Annotated in this window: 13 protein-coding genes and 1 pseudogene; 8 read left to right on the forward strand and 6 right to left on the reverse strand. The window is 60.3% G+C overall.

Annotation, left to right across the window (positions count from 1 at the left end; translation table 11 throughout):
- Nucleotides 1-30: 30 nt before the first annotated feature.
- Nucleotides 31-1,446, reverse strand: coding sequence for a PLP-dependent aminotransferase family protein (locus tag ACGK9R_RS01230; protein ID WP_394577743.1), 1,416 nt, complete (start codon nt 1,444-1,446; stop codon nt 31-33).
- 207 nt (nt 1,447-1,653) lie between these two features.
- Here ACGK9R_RS01230 and ACGK9R_RS01235 point away from each other — a divergent pair, with 207 nt between their 5' ends.
- The 5 genes from ACGK9R_RS01235 (at nt 1,654) to ACGK9R_RS01255 (ending at nt 9,238) form a co-directional block, all read left to right on the forward strand.
- Complete coding sequence (locus tag ACGK9R_RS01235) at nt 1,654-3,069, forward strand: APC family permease (RefSeq protein ID WP_394577744.1); 1,416 nt, start codon at nt 1,654-1,656, stop codon at nt 3,067-3,069.
- A 16-nt stretch (nt 3,070-3,085) separates the two neighbouring features.
- Complete coding sequence (locus ACGK9R_RS01240) at nt 3,086-4,537, forward strand: NAD-dependent succinate-semialdehyde dehydrogenase (protein WP_394577745.1); 1,452 nt, start codon at nt 3,086-3,088, stop codon at nt 4,535-4,537.
- 10 nt (nt 4,538-4,547) lie between these two features.
- Nucleotides 4,548-5,819, forward strand: a complete 1,272-nt coding sequence (gabT, locus tag ACGK9R_RS01245) for a 4-aminobutyrate--2-oxoglutarate transaminase (protein ID WP_394577746.1) — start codon at nt 4,548-4,550, stop codon at nt 5,817-5,819.
- A 136-nt stretch (nt 5,820-5,955) separates the two neighbouring features.
- A complete protein-coding gene (locus tag ACGK9R_RS01250) occupies nt 5,956-7,218 on the forward strand; it encodes a cation:proton antiporter (RefSeq protein WP_394577747.1) in 1,263 nt (420 codons plus the stop codon).
- A gap of 130 nt (nt 7,219-7,348) precedes the next feature.
- Nucleotides 7,349-9,238 carry a diguanylate cyclase gene (locus tag ACGK9R_RS01255; protein ID WP_394577748.1) on the forward strand — a complete coding sequence of 630 codons (1,890 nt, stop codon included), beginning with the start codon at nt 7,349-7,351 and terminating at the stop codon, nt 9,236-9,238.
- 73 nt (nt 9,239-9,311) lie between these two features.
- On the opposite strand, the gene ACGK9R_RS01260 is transcribed toward ACGK9R_RS01255, so the two are convergent.
- The 4 genes from ACGK9R_RS01260 to ACGK9R_RS01275 all read right to left on the reverse strand — a co-directional run bounded on the left by ACGK9R_RS01260 (nt 9,312) and on the right by ACGK9R_RS01275 (nt 13,108).
- On the reverse strand, nt 9,312-9,665 hold the full coding sequence (locus ACGK9R_RS01260) for a DUF488 domain-containing protein (protein WP_394577749.1): 354 nt from the start codon (nt 9,663-9,665) through the stop codon (nt 9,312-9,314).
- 40 nt (nt 9,666-9,705) lie between these two features.
- Nucleotides 9,706-10,878, reverse strand: coding sequence for an NO-inducible flavohemoprotein (hmpA, locus tag ACGK9R_RS01265; RefSeq protein WP_394577750.1), 1,173 nt, complete (start codon nt 10,876-10,878; stop codon nt 9,706-9,708).
- Between the two features lie 123 nt (nt 10,879-11,001).
- Entirely contained in the window at nt 11,002-11,448 is a 447-nt protein-coding gene (locus tag ACGK9R_RS01270) for an Rrf2 family transcriptional regulator (RefSeq protein ID WP_394577751.1), read from the reverse strand.
- Nucleotides 11,449-11,530: 82 nt separating this feature from the next.
- Nucleotides 11,531-13,108: a deoxyribodipyrimidine photo-lyase/cryptochrome family protein gene (locus ACGK9R_RS01275; protein WP_394577752.1), complete on the reverse strand. Its 1,578-nt coding sequence runs from the start codon at nt 13,106-13,108 to the stop codon at nt 11,531-11,533.
- A gap of 78 nt (nt 13,109-13,186) precedes the next feature.
- Here ACGK9R_RS01275 and ACGK9R_RS01280 point away from each other — a divergent pair, with 78 nt between their 5' ends.
- The 3 genes from ACGK9R_RS01280 to ACGK9R_RS01290 all read left to right on the forward strand — a co-directional run bounded on the left by ACGK9R_RS01280 (nt 13,187) and on the right by ACGK9R_RS01290 (nt 15,040).
- Entirely contained in the window at nt 13,187-13,489 is a 303-nt protein-coding gene (locus ACGK9R_RS01280) for an antibiotic biosynthesis monooxygenase family protein (RefSeq protein WP_394577753.1), read from the forward strand.
- 308 nt (nt 13,490-13,797) lie between these two features.
- Nucleotides 13,798-14,277, forward strand: a complete 480-nt coding sequence (locus tag ACGK9R_RS01285) for a hypothetical protein (protein ID WP_394577754.1) — start codon at nt 13,798-13,800, stop codon at nt 14,275-14,277.
- A gap of 1 nt (nt 14,278) precedes the next feature.
- A complete protein-coding gene (locus ACGK9R_RS01290; RefSeq protein ID WP_394577755.1) occupies nt 14,279-15,040 on the forward strand; it encodes a hypothetical protein in 762 nt (253 codons plus the stop codon).
- Between the two features lie 240 nt (nt 15,041-15,280).
- On the opposite strand, the pseudogene ACGK9R_RS01295 reads toward ACGK9R_RS01290, so the two are convergent.
- Nucleotides 15,281-16,284, reverse strand: a pseudogene (locus ACGK9R_RS01295) (IS30 family transposase); the annotation flags it as partial.
- Between the last annotated feature and the right edge of the window lie 48 nt (nt 16,285-16,332).

Below are 16,332 nucleotides of genomic sequence, written 5' to 3' on the forward strand. Positions count from 1 at the left end.
CTCCCTTGCTTGTGGTTGTCGTGTGCCTGGTTAGCGTAAAAGCGCGGTCAGGTGCTGGCGCAGGCGCTGAACCTCCCGGGTCAGCGTCTCGCCGGAGAGCATGCCCACCCCCATCACTAGCCCCGCGCGGTCATCGCCTGGGGCACACACCAGGCTCAGCGGACGCACGATCAGATGCTCTTTCAATAGCGCCTGGGAAAGGGCTATATCGTCGACACCGGGCTCGAATTCGACGCACAGGCTAATGGTGCTGCTCGGCGAAGAGACGCGGGTGACTCGGGGTAGCCGGCAAAGCTGGTCGTGCAGCACCTGCTGGCGGCCCAGGTAGTCGCGCTGAATGCGCCGGCACCAGCTGTCCAGATCGCCGTCGAAAATGAACTGGGCGAGTACCGCTTGATCGAGCATACGCCCTTCACGAAAGAGTTCGCTGCGTAATCGGTTCATCGGCTCTGCCAGGTGATGTGGCACCACCAGATAGCCCAGGCGCAGGCCGGGGAACATCATCTTGGAAAACGAGCCGACCAGCAAATGCCGGGCAGAAGTTGGGTCGAACAGTAGCTCGGTATGATCGTCACGGGTGAATTCGTAATCGTCTTCCAGCACGTAGGTCGGCGTCAGCGCCTTGATCAGCTGCGTTTTGTGCCTGGCGCTGGTGGGCACGCTCAGCGGATAGTGGTGCGAGCCGCTCAGGTACGCAAGCGCTACGGGGCCGGGCGGTGGCGTCAGGCGATGCCCGTGATCCGGGTGCCAGGCCGTCATGGCGATCTCGAGACCGGCAGCCGCGAAGATATTGCGCGCTCCCCAGTAGCAGGGCGACTCCATCGCCACGGTATCGCCCACATCGGTGAGCGCCATGGCGCAAAGCTCGATGCCGTTATGGGTGCCATCGGTGATGATGATCTGATCCACGTCGCAGTCGATGTTGCGCCAGCGAGCGAGAAAGTCGCGAATCGCCCGCTTGAGCGGCCCATACCCGCCGGTGGAGTAGGAGAGCAGCAGCGCGTTTTGCGCGACCGTCACGCTACCGTAGAGCTGGCGCCAGCGGCGCATGGGAAAGCGAGCGATATCGGGGATGCCGGGCATGAAGGCCCCGCTTTGAATACGGCTCGACCCTGGGGCGCCCAGCACTTGGCGGGCGCGCCGGGAAAGTGGCGCGGCGCTCGTCTGAGCGGAAGGTGCGGCCGGGGGTCTGCGTATCCACGTGCCCTGACCGTGGGCGGTCTTCAATAGCGCCTCGCCCTTGAGGGTCTCGATGGCGTTGGCCAGGGTTTGGCGCGCACAGCCGATGGCCTGAGCCAGCGCCCGGTGAGCGGGCAGCCGGCCGCCTTCCCAGTGCTGAGTAATGGCCAAGCGTAGCGCCTGTTCAACGCGCACCTGCTTACTGAGCCGCCCGGGCTGGGCACGATAGAGCGCGACAAACTGATCGATTCTCTGCTGGGGCTCCAACGACGCTCCTTCAACGCTTTTCACTGCGTTCTATTGTCATTCTGAAATCAGGGCGTTATCGCACGTTCGCGCAAAGTGGTCCAGTCAAACCAGAAAATGGTCCATTCGCGCGACTGGTTTTGCCTGCTAGCGTGTATTAAAGAGCGCTCTGACGCCGGTCGCGTCGGGCGCTTACACAACAACCAATCACTGATGGGATACACACTCATGAGTACATCGACTCCTGAACAGGCCAAGCTTGTTCGCGTGTTGGCACGCGGGGACGTGCTGGCGCTGGCCTTCGGGGCCATGATCGGGTGGGGCTGGATCGTACTGACCGGCACCGCCATTCAATCCGCCGGAAGCGTCGGCGCCATTCTCGCCTTCATCGTCGGTGGTATCGCGATTTTGCTGGTGGGGCTGACCTACGCCGAGCTCGCCTCGGCGATGCCGAAAGTCGGCGGTGAGCATGTCTACAGCTACCGGGCACTCGGCCACGGGGCGTCGTTTCTGTGTACCTGGGCAATCATTCTGGGCTATTTGAGCGTGGTGGCGTTCGAGGCGGTGGCGCTGCCGACCGTGGTCGAGTACATCGCGCCCAACTACGCGGTGGGGCATCTCTGGACCATCGCCGGCTGGGAAGTGAAGGCGACCTGGGTGGCGGTCGGCGTGGGCGGCTCGCTCGCCATGATGATGATCAACTACTTCGGTGTCACCACCGCCGCGCTTTTGCAGAAAGTGGTGACCGGGCTGATTCTGGTCGTGGGCGTCATGTTCATTACCGGCGCGCTGTTCGAGGGCAGTAGTGCCAACATGTCGCCGCTATTCGCGCCGGGCGATACCGGCCTGATGGCGGGGATCGTGGCGGTGCTGGTGATGGTGCCGTTTCTGTTCGTCGGCTTCGACGTCATCCCCCAGGCCGCCGAGGAGATCAACCTGCCCTACAAGGCGATCGGCAAGGTGCTGATGCTTTCGGTGCTGCTGGCGGTGGCCTGGTACTCGCTGATCATTCTGGGCACCAGCCTGATGCTCGATAGTACCGCGCTCGAAAACGCGAGTTTGACCGTGCCGGAAGCGATGGGCGTGCTGTTCAACGCCGAGTGGGCGAGCAACCTGATGGTACTGGCGGGCATCGCGGGCATCATCACCAGCTGGAACGCCTTTTACATCGGCGGCTCGCGGGCGATCTACGCGCTGGCCCAGGCCGGCATGCTGCCGCAAACCTTCGCCAAACTGCACCCGCGCTACAAGACGCCGACCAACGCCGTCTTCCTGATGGGCTTTCTCTCCTGCATTGCGCCGTTTTTCGGGCGCCCGGCGCTGGTGTGGATCGTCGATGCCGGGGGCCTGGGCATCGTCATCGCTTACTTGTTCGTCGCCGTCTCCTTCATCGTGCTGCGCGTGCGCGAGCCGGACATGCCGCGCCCGTTTCGCGTGAGCTTCGGCATACCCTGCGGCGTGGCGGCGGTGCTGATGTCGCTGGCCATGGCGTTTCTCTACCTGCCGGGAAGCCCCGCCGCGCTGACCGGCGCCGAGTGGATCATTTTCGCCGCCTGGTCGCTTTTGGGCCTCATTCTCTACGTCTATTCGCTGCGCACCTACGGGCGCGCCTATAGCGACCGTCACATGTTGAACGATCTGTAACGTCCGGGAGTACTTCATGAGTTTTATCGATCAATGGTTAAACGACAGCGTACCGGCACTGGTCGGTAGCGAGTGGCGCCAGGGTAGCGCGACCTTCGCCGTCGACAACCCGGCCACCGGCGAGACCATCGCCCACATAGCGGAGCTTGGCGGTAACGATACCGAAGACGCCGTTGCGGCGGCGTATGAAGCCGGCCCGGCCTGGCGTGCGACTCCGGTCAAGGAGCGCGCGAAAATCCTGCGCCGCTGGTTCGAGCTGATTACCGAGCATGCCGACGACCTTGCCCGGCTGATGACCCTGGAGCAGGGCAAGCCGCTGGCCGAGGCGAAAGGCGAAGTGGGTTACGGCGCCTCCTTCATCGAGTTCTTCGCCGAAGAGGCCAAGCGCATGGCCGGCGAAACGCTGCCGAGCCACGGCGCGGACAAGCGCATTCTGGTCACCCGCGAACCGGTCGGCGTGGTCGCCGCCATTACGCCCTGGAACTTCCCGCTGGCGATGATCACCCGCAAGTGCGCCCCGGCGCTCGCCGCCGGCTGCACCGTGGTGATCAAACCCGCCGAAGCCACGCCGTTGACGGCACTCGCCGCGGCGTATCTTGGCCGCGAGGCGGGTCTTCCCGAAGGCACCATCAACGTGGTCACCGCCAGCAAACCCGTCGAGGTAGGCGAGGTGCTGACCACGGACCCGCGGGTGCGCAAGGTGTCGTTCACCGGCTCCACGCCGGTGGGCAAGCGCCTGCTCGCTCAGTGTGCCAGCACGGTCAAGAAGACCGCCATGGAGCTTGGCGGCAACGCGCCGTTCATCGTCTTCGACGACGCGGATCTCGACGCCGCCGTCGACGGCGCCATCGCCTCGAAATTCCGCAACGCCGGCCAGACCTGCGTGTGCACCAACCGCTTTCTGGTGCAGGACGGCGTGTACGACGCCTTCGTCGAGAAGCTCGCTACCCGCGTTCAAGCGCTGAAAGTGGGCGACGGCCTGAGTGAGGGCAGCACCATCGGCCCGCTGATCAACCAGGCGGCGGTGGACAAGGTGCAGCGCCACGTCAGCGATGCCAAAGAGAAGGGCGCCCGGGTGGTGTGCGGCGGCGAGCCTCATGCGGCCGGCGAGCGCTTCTACACCCCCACGGTGCTGGCGGACGTGACCACCGGGATGGCCGTGGCCAGTGAAGAGACCTTCGGCCCGGTGGCGCCGGTGTTTCGCTTCGAGCGCGACGAAGAGGCGATTGCCATGGCCAACGACACCCCCTTTGGCCTGGCCGCCTACTTCTACGCCACCGACTACCGGCGCATCTGGCGCACCATGGAAGCACTCGAGTACGGCATGGTCGGCGTCAACGAAGGGTTGATCTCGACCGAACTGGCGCCCTTTGGCGGCGTGAAGGAGTCCGGCCTTGGCCGTGAAGGCTCCCACCACGGGCTCGATGAATTTACCGAACTGAAGTATGCCTGCATCGGCGGGCTATAAGGAATTGACGATGACCAATCAGGAACTGAACGAACTCAAGAACCGCTTCGTCGCCAAGGGCGCCGCCACGCCGACCGCTCAGTTCGCCGAGCGCGCCGAAAACGCGGAAATCTGGGACGCCGACGGCCATCGCTGGATCGACTTCGCCGGCGGCATCGGCGTGTTGAACCTGGGCCACCGCCATCCGAAGATCGTCGCAGCCGTTGAAGCCCAGCTCAAGAAGGTGATGCACACCAGCGCGGCGGTGATCTCCTACGCGCCCTACGTCGAGCTCTGCCAGAAGCTGTGCGAGCGCACCCCGGTACGCGGCCCCGAGCGCAAGGCGATGCTGGTCAATACCGGCGCCGAGGCGCTGGAGAACGCGGTGAAGATCGCCCGCGCTGCCACTGGCCGCTCCGGCATCATCACGTTTGATGGCGCCTTCCACGGGCGCACCATGATGACACTCGCCATGACCGGCAAGGTGCTGCCCTACAAGAACGACTTCGGCCCGATGCCCGGTGACGTCTTCCGCGCGCCGTTCCCCAATCCGATCCACGGCGTCAGCGAAGAGGCGTCTCTGGAGGCCATCCGCACGCTGTTCAAGACCGACATCGCCCCGCACCGCACCGCGGCCATCGTCATCGAGCCGGTGCAGGGCGAAGGCGGCTTCTATATCGCCTCGCCGGAATACCTGCAGGCCCTTCGCGCGCTGTGCGACGAGCACGGCATCCTCCTGATCGCCGACGAAGTGCAGTCCGGCTTCGCCCGTACCGGCAAGCTCTTCGCACTCGAGCACAGCGGCATCGAGGCGGACATCCTGACGACCGCCAAGAGCCTCGCCAACGGCATGCCGCTCTCGGCGGTGGTGGGCACCGCTGCCGTCATGGACGCCTCCGGCCCCAACTCGCTCGGCGGCACCTACAGCGGTAATCCGCTCGCCTGCGCGGCGGCGCTGGCGGTGATCGAGACGATCGAGGAAGAGAACATCCTCGCGCGCAGCGAGCAGATGGGCCGCATGCTTGCCGAGCGCTTCGGCGTGTGGGAAGCGCGCTTCGAGCACGTGGCTCACGGCCGCCAGCTCGGTGCCATGGCCGCCTTCGAGCTGGTGGACGCCGACGGCAAGCCCGACCCCGCCGCTACCTCGGCGCTCTGCGCCAGGGCGCGTGAAAAAGGGCTGATCCTGCTGTCGTGTGGCTTCTACGGCAACGCCGTGCGCATCCTGGTGCCGCTGACCGTCTCGAGCGAGGTGCTGGAAGAGGGGCTGTCCATCATCGAAGCGTCTCTCGAGACGCTTGGCTGATACGCCGATTTTGAAGGTGAGTTCGCCCCCGTCATCGCCGGTGACGGGGGCGTTTTTTTTCGTTTGCGGCTACATTAGGGGTTTTGAAAGTGGCGCCGCGTTCGCCAAACCTCCTTCTATGTAACCTGGAGCCCCGATGAGCCTGTTTTCTCTGGCGAGCGTACTGATCACGCTTGCCGCCGTGTCGAGTTATTTCAACCACCGCTATATCAAACTGCCGACGACCATCGGCGTCATGCTGGTGGCTCTGATTGCCTCGCTTTTGCTGATTCTGGTGAGCCCCTACAACGACGCCTTGCGCGACGAGGCCACGGCGCTGGTCGCGCGGCTCGATTTCGACCAGGTGGTGCTGCACGGCCTGCTCGCCTTTTTGCTGTTCGCCGCTGCGATTCACGTCAAGTTCGACCACCTGGGCCAGGAGTGGCTACCCATCGCGCTGCTCGCGGTGGTGGGCACGTTGATGTCGACCTTTATCGTCGGCACGCTCGCCTGGTGGGCGCTAGGGTGGATGGGGCTCGGCATTCCCTATCTGCACGCGCTTTTGTTCGGCGCGCTGATCTCACCGACCGACCCCATCGCGGTGGTGGCGATCATGAAGTCCGTGGGTGTTTCCCAGCAGCTCGAAAGCCAGATCAGCGGCGAGTCGCTGTTCAACGACGGCCTCGGCGTGGTGGTGTTCATGGTGCTTCTGCAGCTCGCGGGGCTCGACGGTGGGGCGGAAAGTGCGCATCTGAGCTCGCCCATCGACGCGACCTCGATTGGCCTATTGCTGCTCAAGGAGGTCGGCGGGGCGCTGCTGCTCGCCTCGGTTGTCGGGTATCTCGCCTACCAGATGCTCAAACGCGTCGATAACTACCAGGTCGAGGTCATGCTCACCCTGGCGCTGGCCATGGGGCTCTACGCTCTGGCGGACGGGCTGCACCTTTCCGCGCCCATCGCCGTAGTCATCGCGGGGCTGTTCGTCGGCAACCACGGGCGGCTCTTTGCGATGTCGGACAAGACCCGTGAGAACGTCGATACCTTCTGGGAGCTGGTCGACGAAATTCTCAACGTGGTGCTCTTCTTCCTGATTGGCCTGGAGCTTCTGATTCTGCCCATCGAGCGCACCTGGCTCTTCGCCGGCGCGCTGATGATCCCGATTGTGGTGGGCGCGCGCGGGTTCTGTGTTTCGCTGATCATGGGCGCGCTCAAGCGGGCGAGAGAGCAAGCGCCGGGCACGATCCGGATTCTCACTTGGGGCGGGCTGCGCGGCGGTATCTCGGTGGCCATGGCGCTGTCGCTGCCGGAAGGCGATCTTAGAAACCTGGTGCTCACGCTGACCTACTGCGTGGTGGTGTTCTCGATCGTGGTGCAGGGGCTGACCATGGGCCGGGTGATCCGCTGGAGTAGCCGGGGCTGACCCAGCTAAGCGAGGATAAAGACACGACGTCTCTGTTCCAGCAGGGCCCAACATCCAGCGCCCTTCAAGCCTCAAGGTAGCCAGCGAGCGGCCGATAAGGAGTTCACTTTTTGTTAATTAAGGCTAGCGAATGCAGCGATTCCTTGCCGGTCTTGTGGTGGCCCTGGCCATCGTGTTGATTGGATATATCAGTCTCTCTTCTATCTGGACCAACACCAAAGAGTTCGATTCTGATGCCCTGACGGGCCGCCTGGCCGGTGAACTCGAGTATCTGGTTGGTACCAACGCCGGTCACTTTCCAGAGGCAGAAGACGCCGCCCGGACAGATAAATGGCAACCCAATCCAAAGCCGACGCTGAACCTGGGCAATCAGCCCGATGGCGCTTGGGTGCGCTTTCGGGTGGATAACGCCACTCCGGTGCCCTTGCAGCGCCTGCTCACGGTCGATTGGAGCTATAACCTGATCGAAGCGCGGGTGCTGGACCGTGCAAGCGGTGAGTGGTCGGCCCCGGTACGCACCGGCAATTTTATCGAGCCTTCCCGGCGAGGCGTCGCCAGCCCTATGCTGAGTCTCCCCATCACGCTGCCTTCTGGCGCGGCGGAGGTTTATTTGCGCCTGGAGAGTCAGTTACCCCTGATTCTTCCCCTGCGAATGCTCGACCGCGAAACGTTCCATCGAGAAGCGCTCCATGACTATCTGCGCATGGGCGCCTTCTTTGGTGCCATGCTGGTCATGCTGTTCTACAGTGCGTCGCTGTTCGTCTTCATCCGGGACCGTTCCTATCTGTATTACTGCGGTTATTTGGCGGCGGTTATCCTCCATGTGGCGAGTATTTACAACTACGGCGCCTATTTTCTCTGGTCCGAGTGGCCGTGGTTCAGTCTGCGCGTGGACTTCCTGTCGATTGGCTTGGCGTTTTTATCGGCCTGTATGTTTGAACGGCAGTTTTTGAACCTGAAAAGCGAAGGGCGCTGGCTCACGCGCTGTATCGATATGCTGGTCGTTTACTGGTCGTGCGTCGTTCTGGTCTCTCTACTGCTCCCGAACCATGCTCATGTACTCTTTATAGAAGAGGCGGGGGCTCTTACCTGCATCACGATGCTGGCCATTGCGTTCATTGTCTGGCAGCGGGGCAATGTCTCTGCCATTTACTTTTTCATTGCATGGTTGTGTCTGATGACGGCCACGTTTTTTTTGGTGATCGCAATGAGGGGCGCGGTCTCCATGAACTTCGCCATACGCGCTGCCCAACTGATGGGCTTCATTCTGGAATTTCTGCTTCTTTCCATTGCGCTGGCCGAACGTATCAGCCGAGAAAGGGCGTCCCGATTAAAGGCGCAAAATGCCCTTATGGCGGTGCAGGCGCAAAACAACCGGGTGCTTGAAAAACAGGTCGCTTTGCGCACTCGCCAGTTGGAGGAAGCCAACCGGGAGCTTTTGACGCTGAGCAGCACTGACCCGCTGACAGGGCTCAACAATCGGCGCGGTTTCGAAGACAACTTCGAGGAGGTTGGTAAGAGCAGTCTCGCCGCGCCTGTGCGGCTCGCTTTCCTGATGGTCGACATCGACCACTTCAAAGCGATCAACGATACCCACGGTCACAACGTGGGTGATGAGTGCCTGGCGCGGGTAGGTAAAACGCTGGGCGGGTACAGCGAAAACGAGGCTGGCTTTGCGGGCCGTCTTGGGGGCGAAGAGTTCGCCGTTGTCTTTTACGACTTGGCGAGCGGTCAGGCCGGGGCAATGGCCGAGCGGATTCGAGCGGCCATTGCAGAGTTGCGTATCACCACGGCCGGCGAGGTCATTCAGTTGACGGTCAGCATTGGTGTGGCGACGGGCGTGGCTCATGGCGACGATAGCATGTCGACCTTTGCCGAAGCGGCCGACAAGGCGCTTTACCGGGCAAAGCGCGAAGGACGTAACCGTGTGGTTCTATCGCCCATTCCAAAGACGGACTCGCCTTCACCGAGCAGTGACAATACGCGCCAGCTTCAGGGTGCCATTCTGCCGGCACCGTAAACGCCAGTGCATGGCACGCTGGCTGCGCTGACCGTCTGCAACCGCTCCGGAAATGTGGCATGTTTTGTACGGCTCACTCCAGCATGTTCAGGTACTGGCGCACTACCTCGGCGTTGTTGTGGTGCGTCTGTTTCGAGGCGAATACCAGCGTTACCGTCTCCTGCTTCGCGCGCCGGGCCAGCGGCCTAAGCGCTTCACGGTGTTCGGTCAGCGCCTTGAGATAGCGTTTTCGAAACTCTCCCCAGCCAATCGAGCCTGTGTGAAACGCCTCGCGCAGCTCGCGGCTGGGGGCGATCTCTTTCGGCCATTCGTCGATACGGGCGTCTTCTTTCGCCACGCCTCGGGGCCAGAGGCCATCCACCAGCACGCGGTAGCCATCGTCCTTTTCCGGGGTGTCGAATGCGCGTTTCAGTGCGATCCTTGCCATGTTGCCTCCCCGTGAATAAAGGCTGATTGCCTGCCTGACGTTAGGCGGCCACCAGCGGCCTGGCCGGGCCGAAGTGCTCGAAGTGGCGGTGGCTAGCATCGATACCCAGCCCCGCCAGCGCGGTATCCACGGCGGCCATGAACCCCTGCGGGCCGACGAAGTAGCAGCGCGCCTGGGGCCCCGGCAGGTAGCGGGCCAGCAGATCACGATCGATTCGACCGCTGTGTTCGATCCCTTCACCGTGCTCGAGCACGTTGACTACCGTCAGCTGCTCCGGGTAGTCGCGCTTGAGCGCTTTGACGTCATCGCTAAACGCGTGGTGGTCGCGGTCGATCGCGGCGTGCAGGTACACCACCCGGCGGCCCTGGCCCAGCGCCTGGCGGGCGATGGGGAGAAGTGGCGTTTGGCCTACGCCGCCGCTGGCCAGCAGCAGCGGCTCGCTGCCTTCGACGAGCGTCAAGTCGCCGGCCGGCGGCAGAAGCTCCAGCGTATCGCCAACGTTCAATGCGTCGTGGAAGTGGCGGCTGACGCGACCCTGCTCCTCACGTTTGATGGAGATCCGGTAGCTACGGCCGTTGGGCAAGTCGGACAGGCTGTAGTGGCGATAAACCGGCTCGCCGTCGATCATCACGCGCACGCCAATGTACTGGCCGGGTTCATGGGCTGCTACGGGGCCGCCATCCTCGGGCTCGAAAACGAACGACCGGATGACCGCGCTCTCCTGACGGGTGCGCGCGATTCTGAAGCGGCGCGCGCCGCGCCAGCCGCCGGGGCGGCGTTCGAACTCGCGGTAGCGCTGGTCCTCGAGATCGATCAGAAGGGCGGCAAGCTCCCCGTAGAGCGCGCCCCAGGCATTGGCGATCTCCGGGGTGAGCGCGTCTCCCAGCACCTCGCCGATCGCCGCCATCAGGCACTCGCCGACGATGGGATAGTGCTCCGGCAGTATGTTGAGCGAGACGTGCTTGCTGACCACGACATCCAGCGCCGCCCGCGCCTTGGCCGGGTTGCCGCGCAGCTGCACGTAGGCCAGCACCGCGCCGGCCAGCGCCCGGGGCTGGCTGCCGTTTTGCTGGTGGACCTCGTTGAACAGCACCTTCACCTCCGGGTAGCGCTCGAACATCAGCGGGTAGAAACGGCGGGTGATGGCTTCGAGGTGTTCGGCGACTACCGGGGCGGTGGCGGCAATCAAGGCTTCCTGGTCGTGGCTCAGCATGGCGTGCTCCTTATAAGATGTATTTAAAATGAATCTTATAAGGCGAGCTCATGGAGCTCAAGCGCGCAGGCTCGCCGGATGTTGATCTGGATCAAGAAGTGGCGCGTTAGCGAGAGACTGCGTTCACAGCTGGGCAGCGGGGATGCGCAAAAGTCCGGCGAGCTCCGGCACGTGGCCGTCGAGCACGTCTGCCAGGGTGTAGCGGTCGAGCACGGCGAGAAAGGCAGCCAGCGCCTCGCCCAGAATGGGCCTGAGCCGGCACGCCGGGGTGATCGCGCAGCCGTTGCCTTGCTGGAAGCACTCGACCAGGCCCATGTCCTGCTCGGTATCGCGCACCAATGCCCCGAGCCCGATGGTGGCGGGAGCGCGCGCCAGCACCAGCCCGCCATTCTTGCCGCGCATCGCGGTGACGTAGCCTTTGCGCGAGAGCTCGTGCACCACCTTCATCAGATGATTGCGCGAGATATCGAAGGCCTCGGCGATTTCACCGATCGTCGCGCGCGTCTCACCCTTGACGGCGAGATAGATCAACACGCGAATCGAGTAGTCGGTGAAGCGGGTCAGCTGCATGGTGGGTGCCTGGCGTTCGCCCCGCACGGGGCATCAAGAGGGGAGGCCGTAGCCTAATCACTTACGCTTTTCGGGTCAAAGCTCAAGGGGGTGCTTCGTCGGCGGGCGGCTCGAACAGCGCAAGCTGGCGATGATCGACGGGCTTTACCCGCCCGCGACGAGCGCTGGGGCGGCGGTGGCTGGCAAGTCGGGCCATCAACGCCTGACTGATCTTTTTGGCCTCCGGCGTGTGGCTCGCCTCGTGAATCAGTGTTTTCCATCGCTGCGCTTCGGTTTCGAAATCGTGGGGCAGCGGGTAGTGCTCGCCGGGAATGAAAGTGTAGCGCACTTGCAGGCTTTGCGGCAGCGCCCAGGGTTTGGCCCGCCACTCCACCGGCAGCACGTTGAGTTCCGGCACCCAGCGGGCGATGAATTCGCCGCCGGGGTCGTGGTCCTCGGCCTGCTTGATCGGGTTGTAGATGCGCAGCGTATTGAAGCCGGTAGCGCCGGACTGCATCTGGATCTGCGGGTAGTGGATGCCGGGCTCGAAATCGGTAAACAGCCGCGCCAGGTGAAGCCCGGGTTCACGCCAGTGAAGGCCAAGGCCAAAGGTGGCAAACGAGATCAGCATCGCGCGCATGCGAAAGTTGATCCAGCCGGTGTGAACCAGGCAGCGCATGCAGGCATCCACCAGCGGCACCCCGGTCTGGCCCCGCTTCCAGGCCAGCAGCCGCGGGTGTTTTGGATCGCGCTCGCGCAGTCCTCTCAGCGCCGGGTGCAGGGTTTTATCTTCGATGCTCGGCTCGCTTTCGAGTTTTTGAATGAAGTGGCAGTGCCAGTGCAGCCGCGAGGCAAGCGCTCGTAGTGAATGCGCCCAGCGGGTTTTCTCGGCATGCTTTTCTCGCTGGTGGCGCAGCGAGCGCACCACCTCACGCATTGAAAGCGTGCCCCAGGCCAGGTGCGGTGAAAGCCGCGAGCCGTGTACCTCGGCCCGCAAGGGCTTGGAGATCGAGCCCCGGTAGCGCTCGCCGCGCTGGGTAATGAAGCCATACCAGAGTGCGCGACCGGCGCGGCGACCGCCGGGCTGGCGCTCCGGGCAGGGCGTGGTGTCGACACCCAGCGTGAGCGTGTGCAGTTCCTCCACCGGCCGGTGATGAAACGCCTCCCAGCCGGTGGCCGGGCGGGCGTAGGCGGGCGCCTTGAAGGGCTGTGTCTGCATCAGCGCCTCCCACTGTGCCTCCCGGGCGCCTTGATCGACGCGGCTTGTCAGCCCACGCACCACGCCCACCTGGCGGTGTTCGTGCCACGTCACACCTTCAGCGCGGCACCACTTGAGCACCGCCACGTCGCGCGCATAGCTCCAGGCGTTGCCGGTTTCTTCATGAGAGTAAAGCGTGAGGGCCCCGTAGTGCGCCTTCAGCGCGGCGAGCAGCGCGAGCACGTCGCCTTCCCAGATACACAGCGGCAGCCCCCGCGCGCTCAACGCCCACTGTAAATCGACCAGCGAGTCGGCGGCGAACTGCCAGTGGCGAAGGGCGCTATCCGGCGCCTGCCACTGGCCGGGCTCGATGGCGAACACCGGCAGCACCCAACCCGCCTCGGCGGCGAGGGTGAGCGGGGCGTGGTCATGAACGCGCAGATCGCGCTTGAACCACACCACGTGAATACCGGTAGTGGCCATGGGTCTCCTTGGGCTATCCGTGCCTGGGTCGTAGCGTTACCATCAAGCGTTGGCCACTTTTCATCAGGGAGCAAGCCCATGTACATCGCCATGAACCGTTTTCGTATCGCCCCGGGCCGGGAAGAGGATTTTCTCGAGGTATGGCGCAACCGCGACTCGCACCTCGAGGAAGTGCCCGGCTTCAAGGAGTTCAAGATGCTCCAGGGCGACAAGCAGGACGACCACACCGTGTTTATCTCCCACAGCATTTGGGAATCTGAAGACGCCTTCCGCGCCTGGACGCAGTCCGACGCGTTTCGTAAGGCGCATGCCAATGCCAAGTCGCCGGATGGGATCTATCTCGGGCCGCCGAAGTTTGAGGGGTATGAGGTGGTGCTTTAAGGCTTGCCTTTGAAATCATGTATTTGATGCCGCCGCTTTCGAGCGGCAGTGTTTGTGAGCCCTATATAAAAATTGATGGGTGCTGGCCTGTGACCGATGACTGCCATCAAATTTAAGCGTGACCGAAGGTCAATTTGTGGATAGGGTATGATTGAATCCAGCAGAGCGTGTGGGCACGCGAAGAAAGTATAGGTTGCCTGTAAATTAATCGGCTCTAGATGAATTAGTAAGTTGTAGGCCGCGTTGGCTTTATGCGGTTAGAAGCATTATCACCCTTACTTTCAAACAATCCAAGAAAAGGTAAAGACATGGCTGAAGCAAAAATAGAAATTACTATTGGGCAAATTACCTTCTCGGGGGAAGGTGAGCCATCATGGCTTTCCGAGCAGTTAGATAAAATTCTTGATAAAGCGGAAAATCTTCTTTCATTAGCTTCATCTACTAGTAGCCCAATAACCCAAGAAAGTGAAGACATAAATAGTGAGGCAGCTGATTTATCAGGTCACAATGAAATAGCTGCCAAGCCACTTGCTATATGGTTAAGGGAAAATAAAGCGGATTCGAATCAAAATCTCAAGTTTCTTGCAACAGCAATATGGCTAGAGTCGAAAGGTTCTAACAGGCTCCAGACAAAAGACGTCACTTCAGCCTTAAGTTCGGCAAATCAAAAAAGACTTGGAAATGCTTCCGACTGCTTGAATCGTAACGTTACTCAAGGATGTTGTGAGAAAGAGGGAAAGCAATTTTATGTTACTGAAGAAGGCAAGAAAAAATTAGGTATAAGCTAATATGACTGAATTGAAAACGCTTTTAGGTTCTTTACCTTCAGGCCTTAGAGTACCATTGATTCAAGAGTATCAAAAACTCACTCGAAATTATATGGAACACCGATGGGAACCTGCTGAGCTTGGTGCTGGAAAAATCTGTGAGATTGTGTATTCCATTATAAAAGGTCATGTTGATGGAAACTACCCTACCTCACCATCCAAGCCAAGAAATATGGTCATCGCATGTAAACAACTTGAAAGTGAAATATCTTTGCCTAGGAGTTTTCAGATACTTATTCCTAGGATGTTGCCAGTATTATATGAGGTCAGAAATAATCGCGGTGTAAGTCATGTAGGAGGCGAGCTAGATGCAAATACAGTTGATGCTGCTTTGGTTTTTACCATTGTTAACTGGGTCTTAGCGGAGTTAGTTCGAGTATTTCATACAGGTACGCTTGAAGAGGCACAAATTGCAGTAGATAAACTTGCTCAAAGAGGTACTCCACTGGTATGGGATAGTAATGGCCTGAAGAAAGTTTTGTCTCCAAAAATGAATTTAAGAGATCAAATTTTGCTTCTTTCTTCATCAACCTATAAGGATGTCTCTATTGATGAATTAATGGGATGGACAGAATCAACAAACAGAACATATTATAGAAAGATTCTAAAAGTCTTGCACAAAGAGAAATACATCCACTTTGAGGAAAGTGCGGGTATGATCACTTTACTGCCTGCAGGTAGTAATAAAGCGGCAAGCATAGTTGAACATCATGCAAAAGCATAGTAAGTGCCAATTATGTGATTTAGATGCTGGGCGCGTGATCACACGCTGGTTATTAAAGTGTTAGGCATGGAGAATGAATTGCCAAAGTACGAAGGAGTTTTATCTGAATGTCTAGTGTGAATGGGTACCCATATCCTGTTTAAGAAGGCTAGAGAAAAGTGAAGAACGAATTTATGCTAAAGGATTCTTCGCGAAAAGCCTAAAAGGCGGCGGATGTAGACTCTGAACGCAATACTTTAACTGGATGGTTGATGGACGCTCGTAATACTTCGCCATCAGTTCGCTCATCACTTCAATCTGACATTTAAAATCAAGGCTTTTTTGCGGACGCACGTTCAGCTCGAAGGCAATGGCGTCGAGTTCCTCCTGACGGTGTACCGACAGGGCCGTGCCCTTCGGCAGGTACTAGCGGATCAAACCATTGATATTTTCATTGCCTCTTGGCTGCTAAGAGCAATGCGGGCCACAGAAGTAAATCGCAACGCCGGAGCGCTGCATGATTCCGGCGTGACGCGCCATATCCCGGCCTTGGTCGTATGTTATCGTCTTGCGGCCCCCCTGAGGCACCTAGTTTAGCGCTGCACTGAAGCCTTAAACCGTTGACGTGGCTAATGCGTCACGCAATTTCGCCAGTAGTAGATAGCCGCTGCTCAGTTCAACCAGCGTGCCAAAGGCGGAGCCGTTGTTTTTACCCCTGGTCAGGTCTCCTTCCCAGTGGTCGGGCATTTCACGTGTGTCGACCTCGGGAAGGAGTAGGTGAATATTGACCATATCATGGATCTGGCCGTGCCGATCCACTTCGTCACGGCTAGGCTTTCGCGTAAATTTACCTTGCCACAGGCAGTGGATTAGTTCCTTACGAAGCTGGCCAATGGGCAAGGCATGAATGGTGTTGTAGATCGTTTTGCGGCAGACGTAAGCATCGCGCATGTCATGGCTTTAAGCTTGCCGCTAATCTACTCTGGAGACAACCGTCGATGCAGCAAATGGGCTATCAGCTTAAGGCGTTCGGTGCCGGGTATCAGCTTGCGCTTCGGGCGACAGGGTACACATCGCCCTTGATGCTGTTGCTATGCGTGTCGGATACATTAAGGCCGCTGATCTGTCAGGTGGCGGCGCACCCCACGTGAAATGTTAAAGGGAGCGCGCTCAAGTATCCGGGCAGTGTGACCCAAGCTCATGCCCTGAGCGCTGCTAACTTGGATAGTGCTGCGTTCTTTAATGCTGAGCTCGACGCATGACATAGGGCAACATCATGGCGGAACCGGCAGGTGTTGCACTCAGTTTCTGTG

It is taken from the genome of Halomonas sp. HNIBRBA4712 (assembly GCF_043558675.1).
Classification (GTDB): Bacteria; Pseudomonadota; Gammaproteobacteria; order Pseudomonadales; family Halomonadaceae; genus Vreelandella.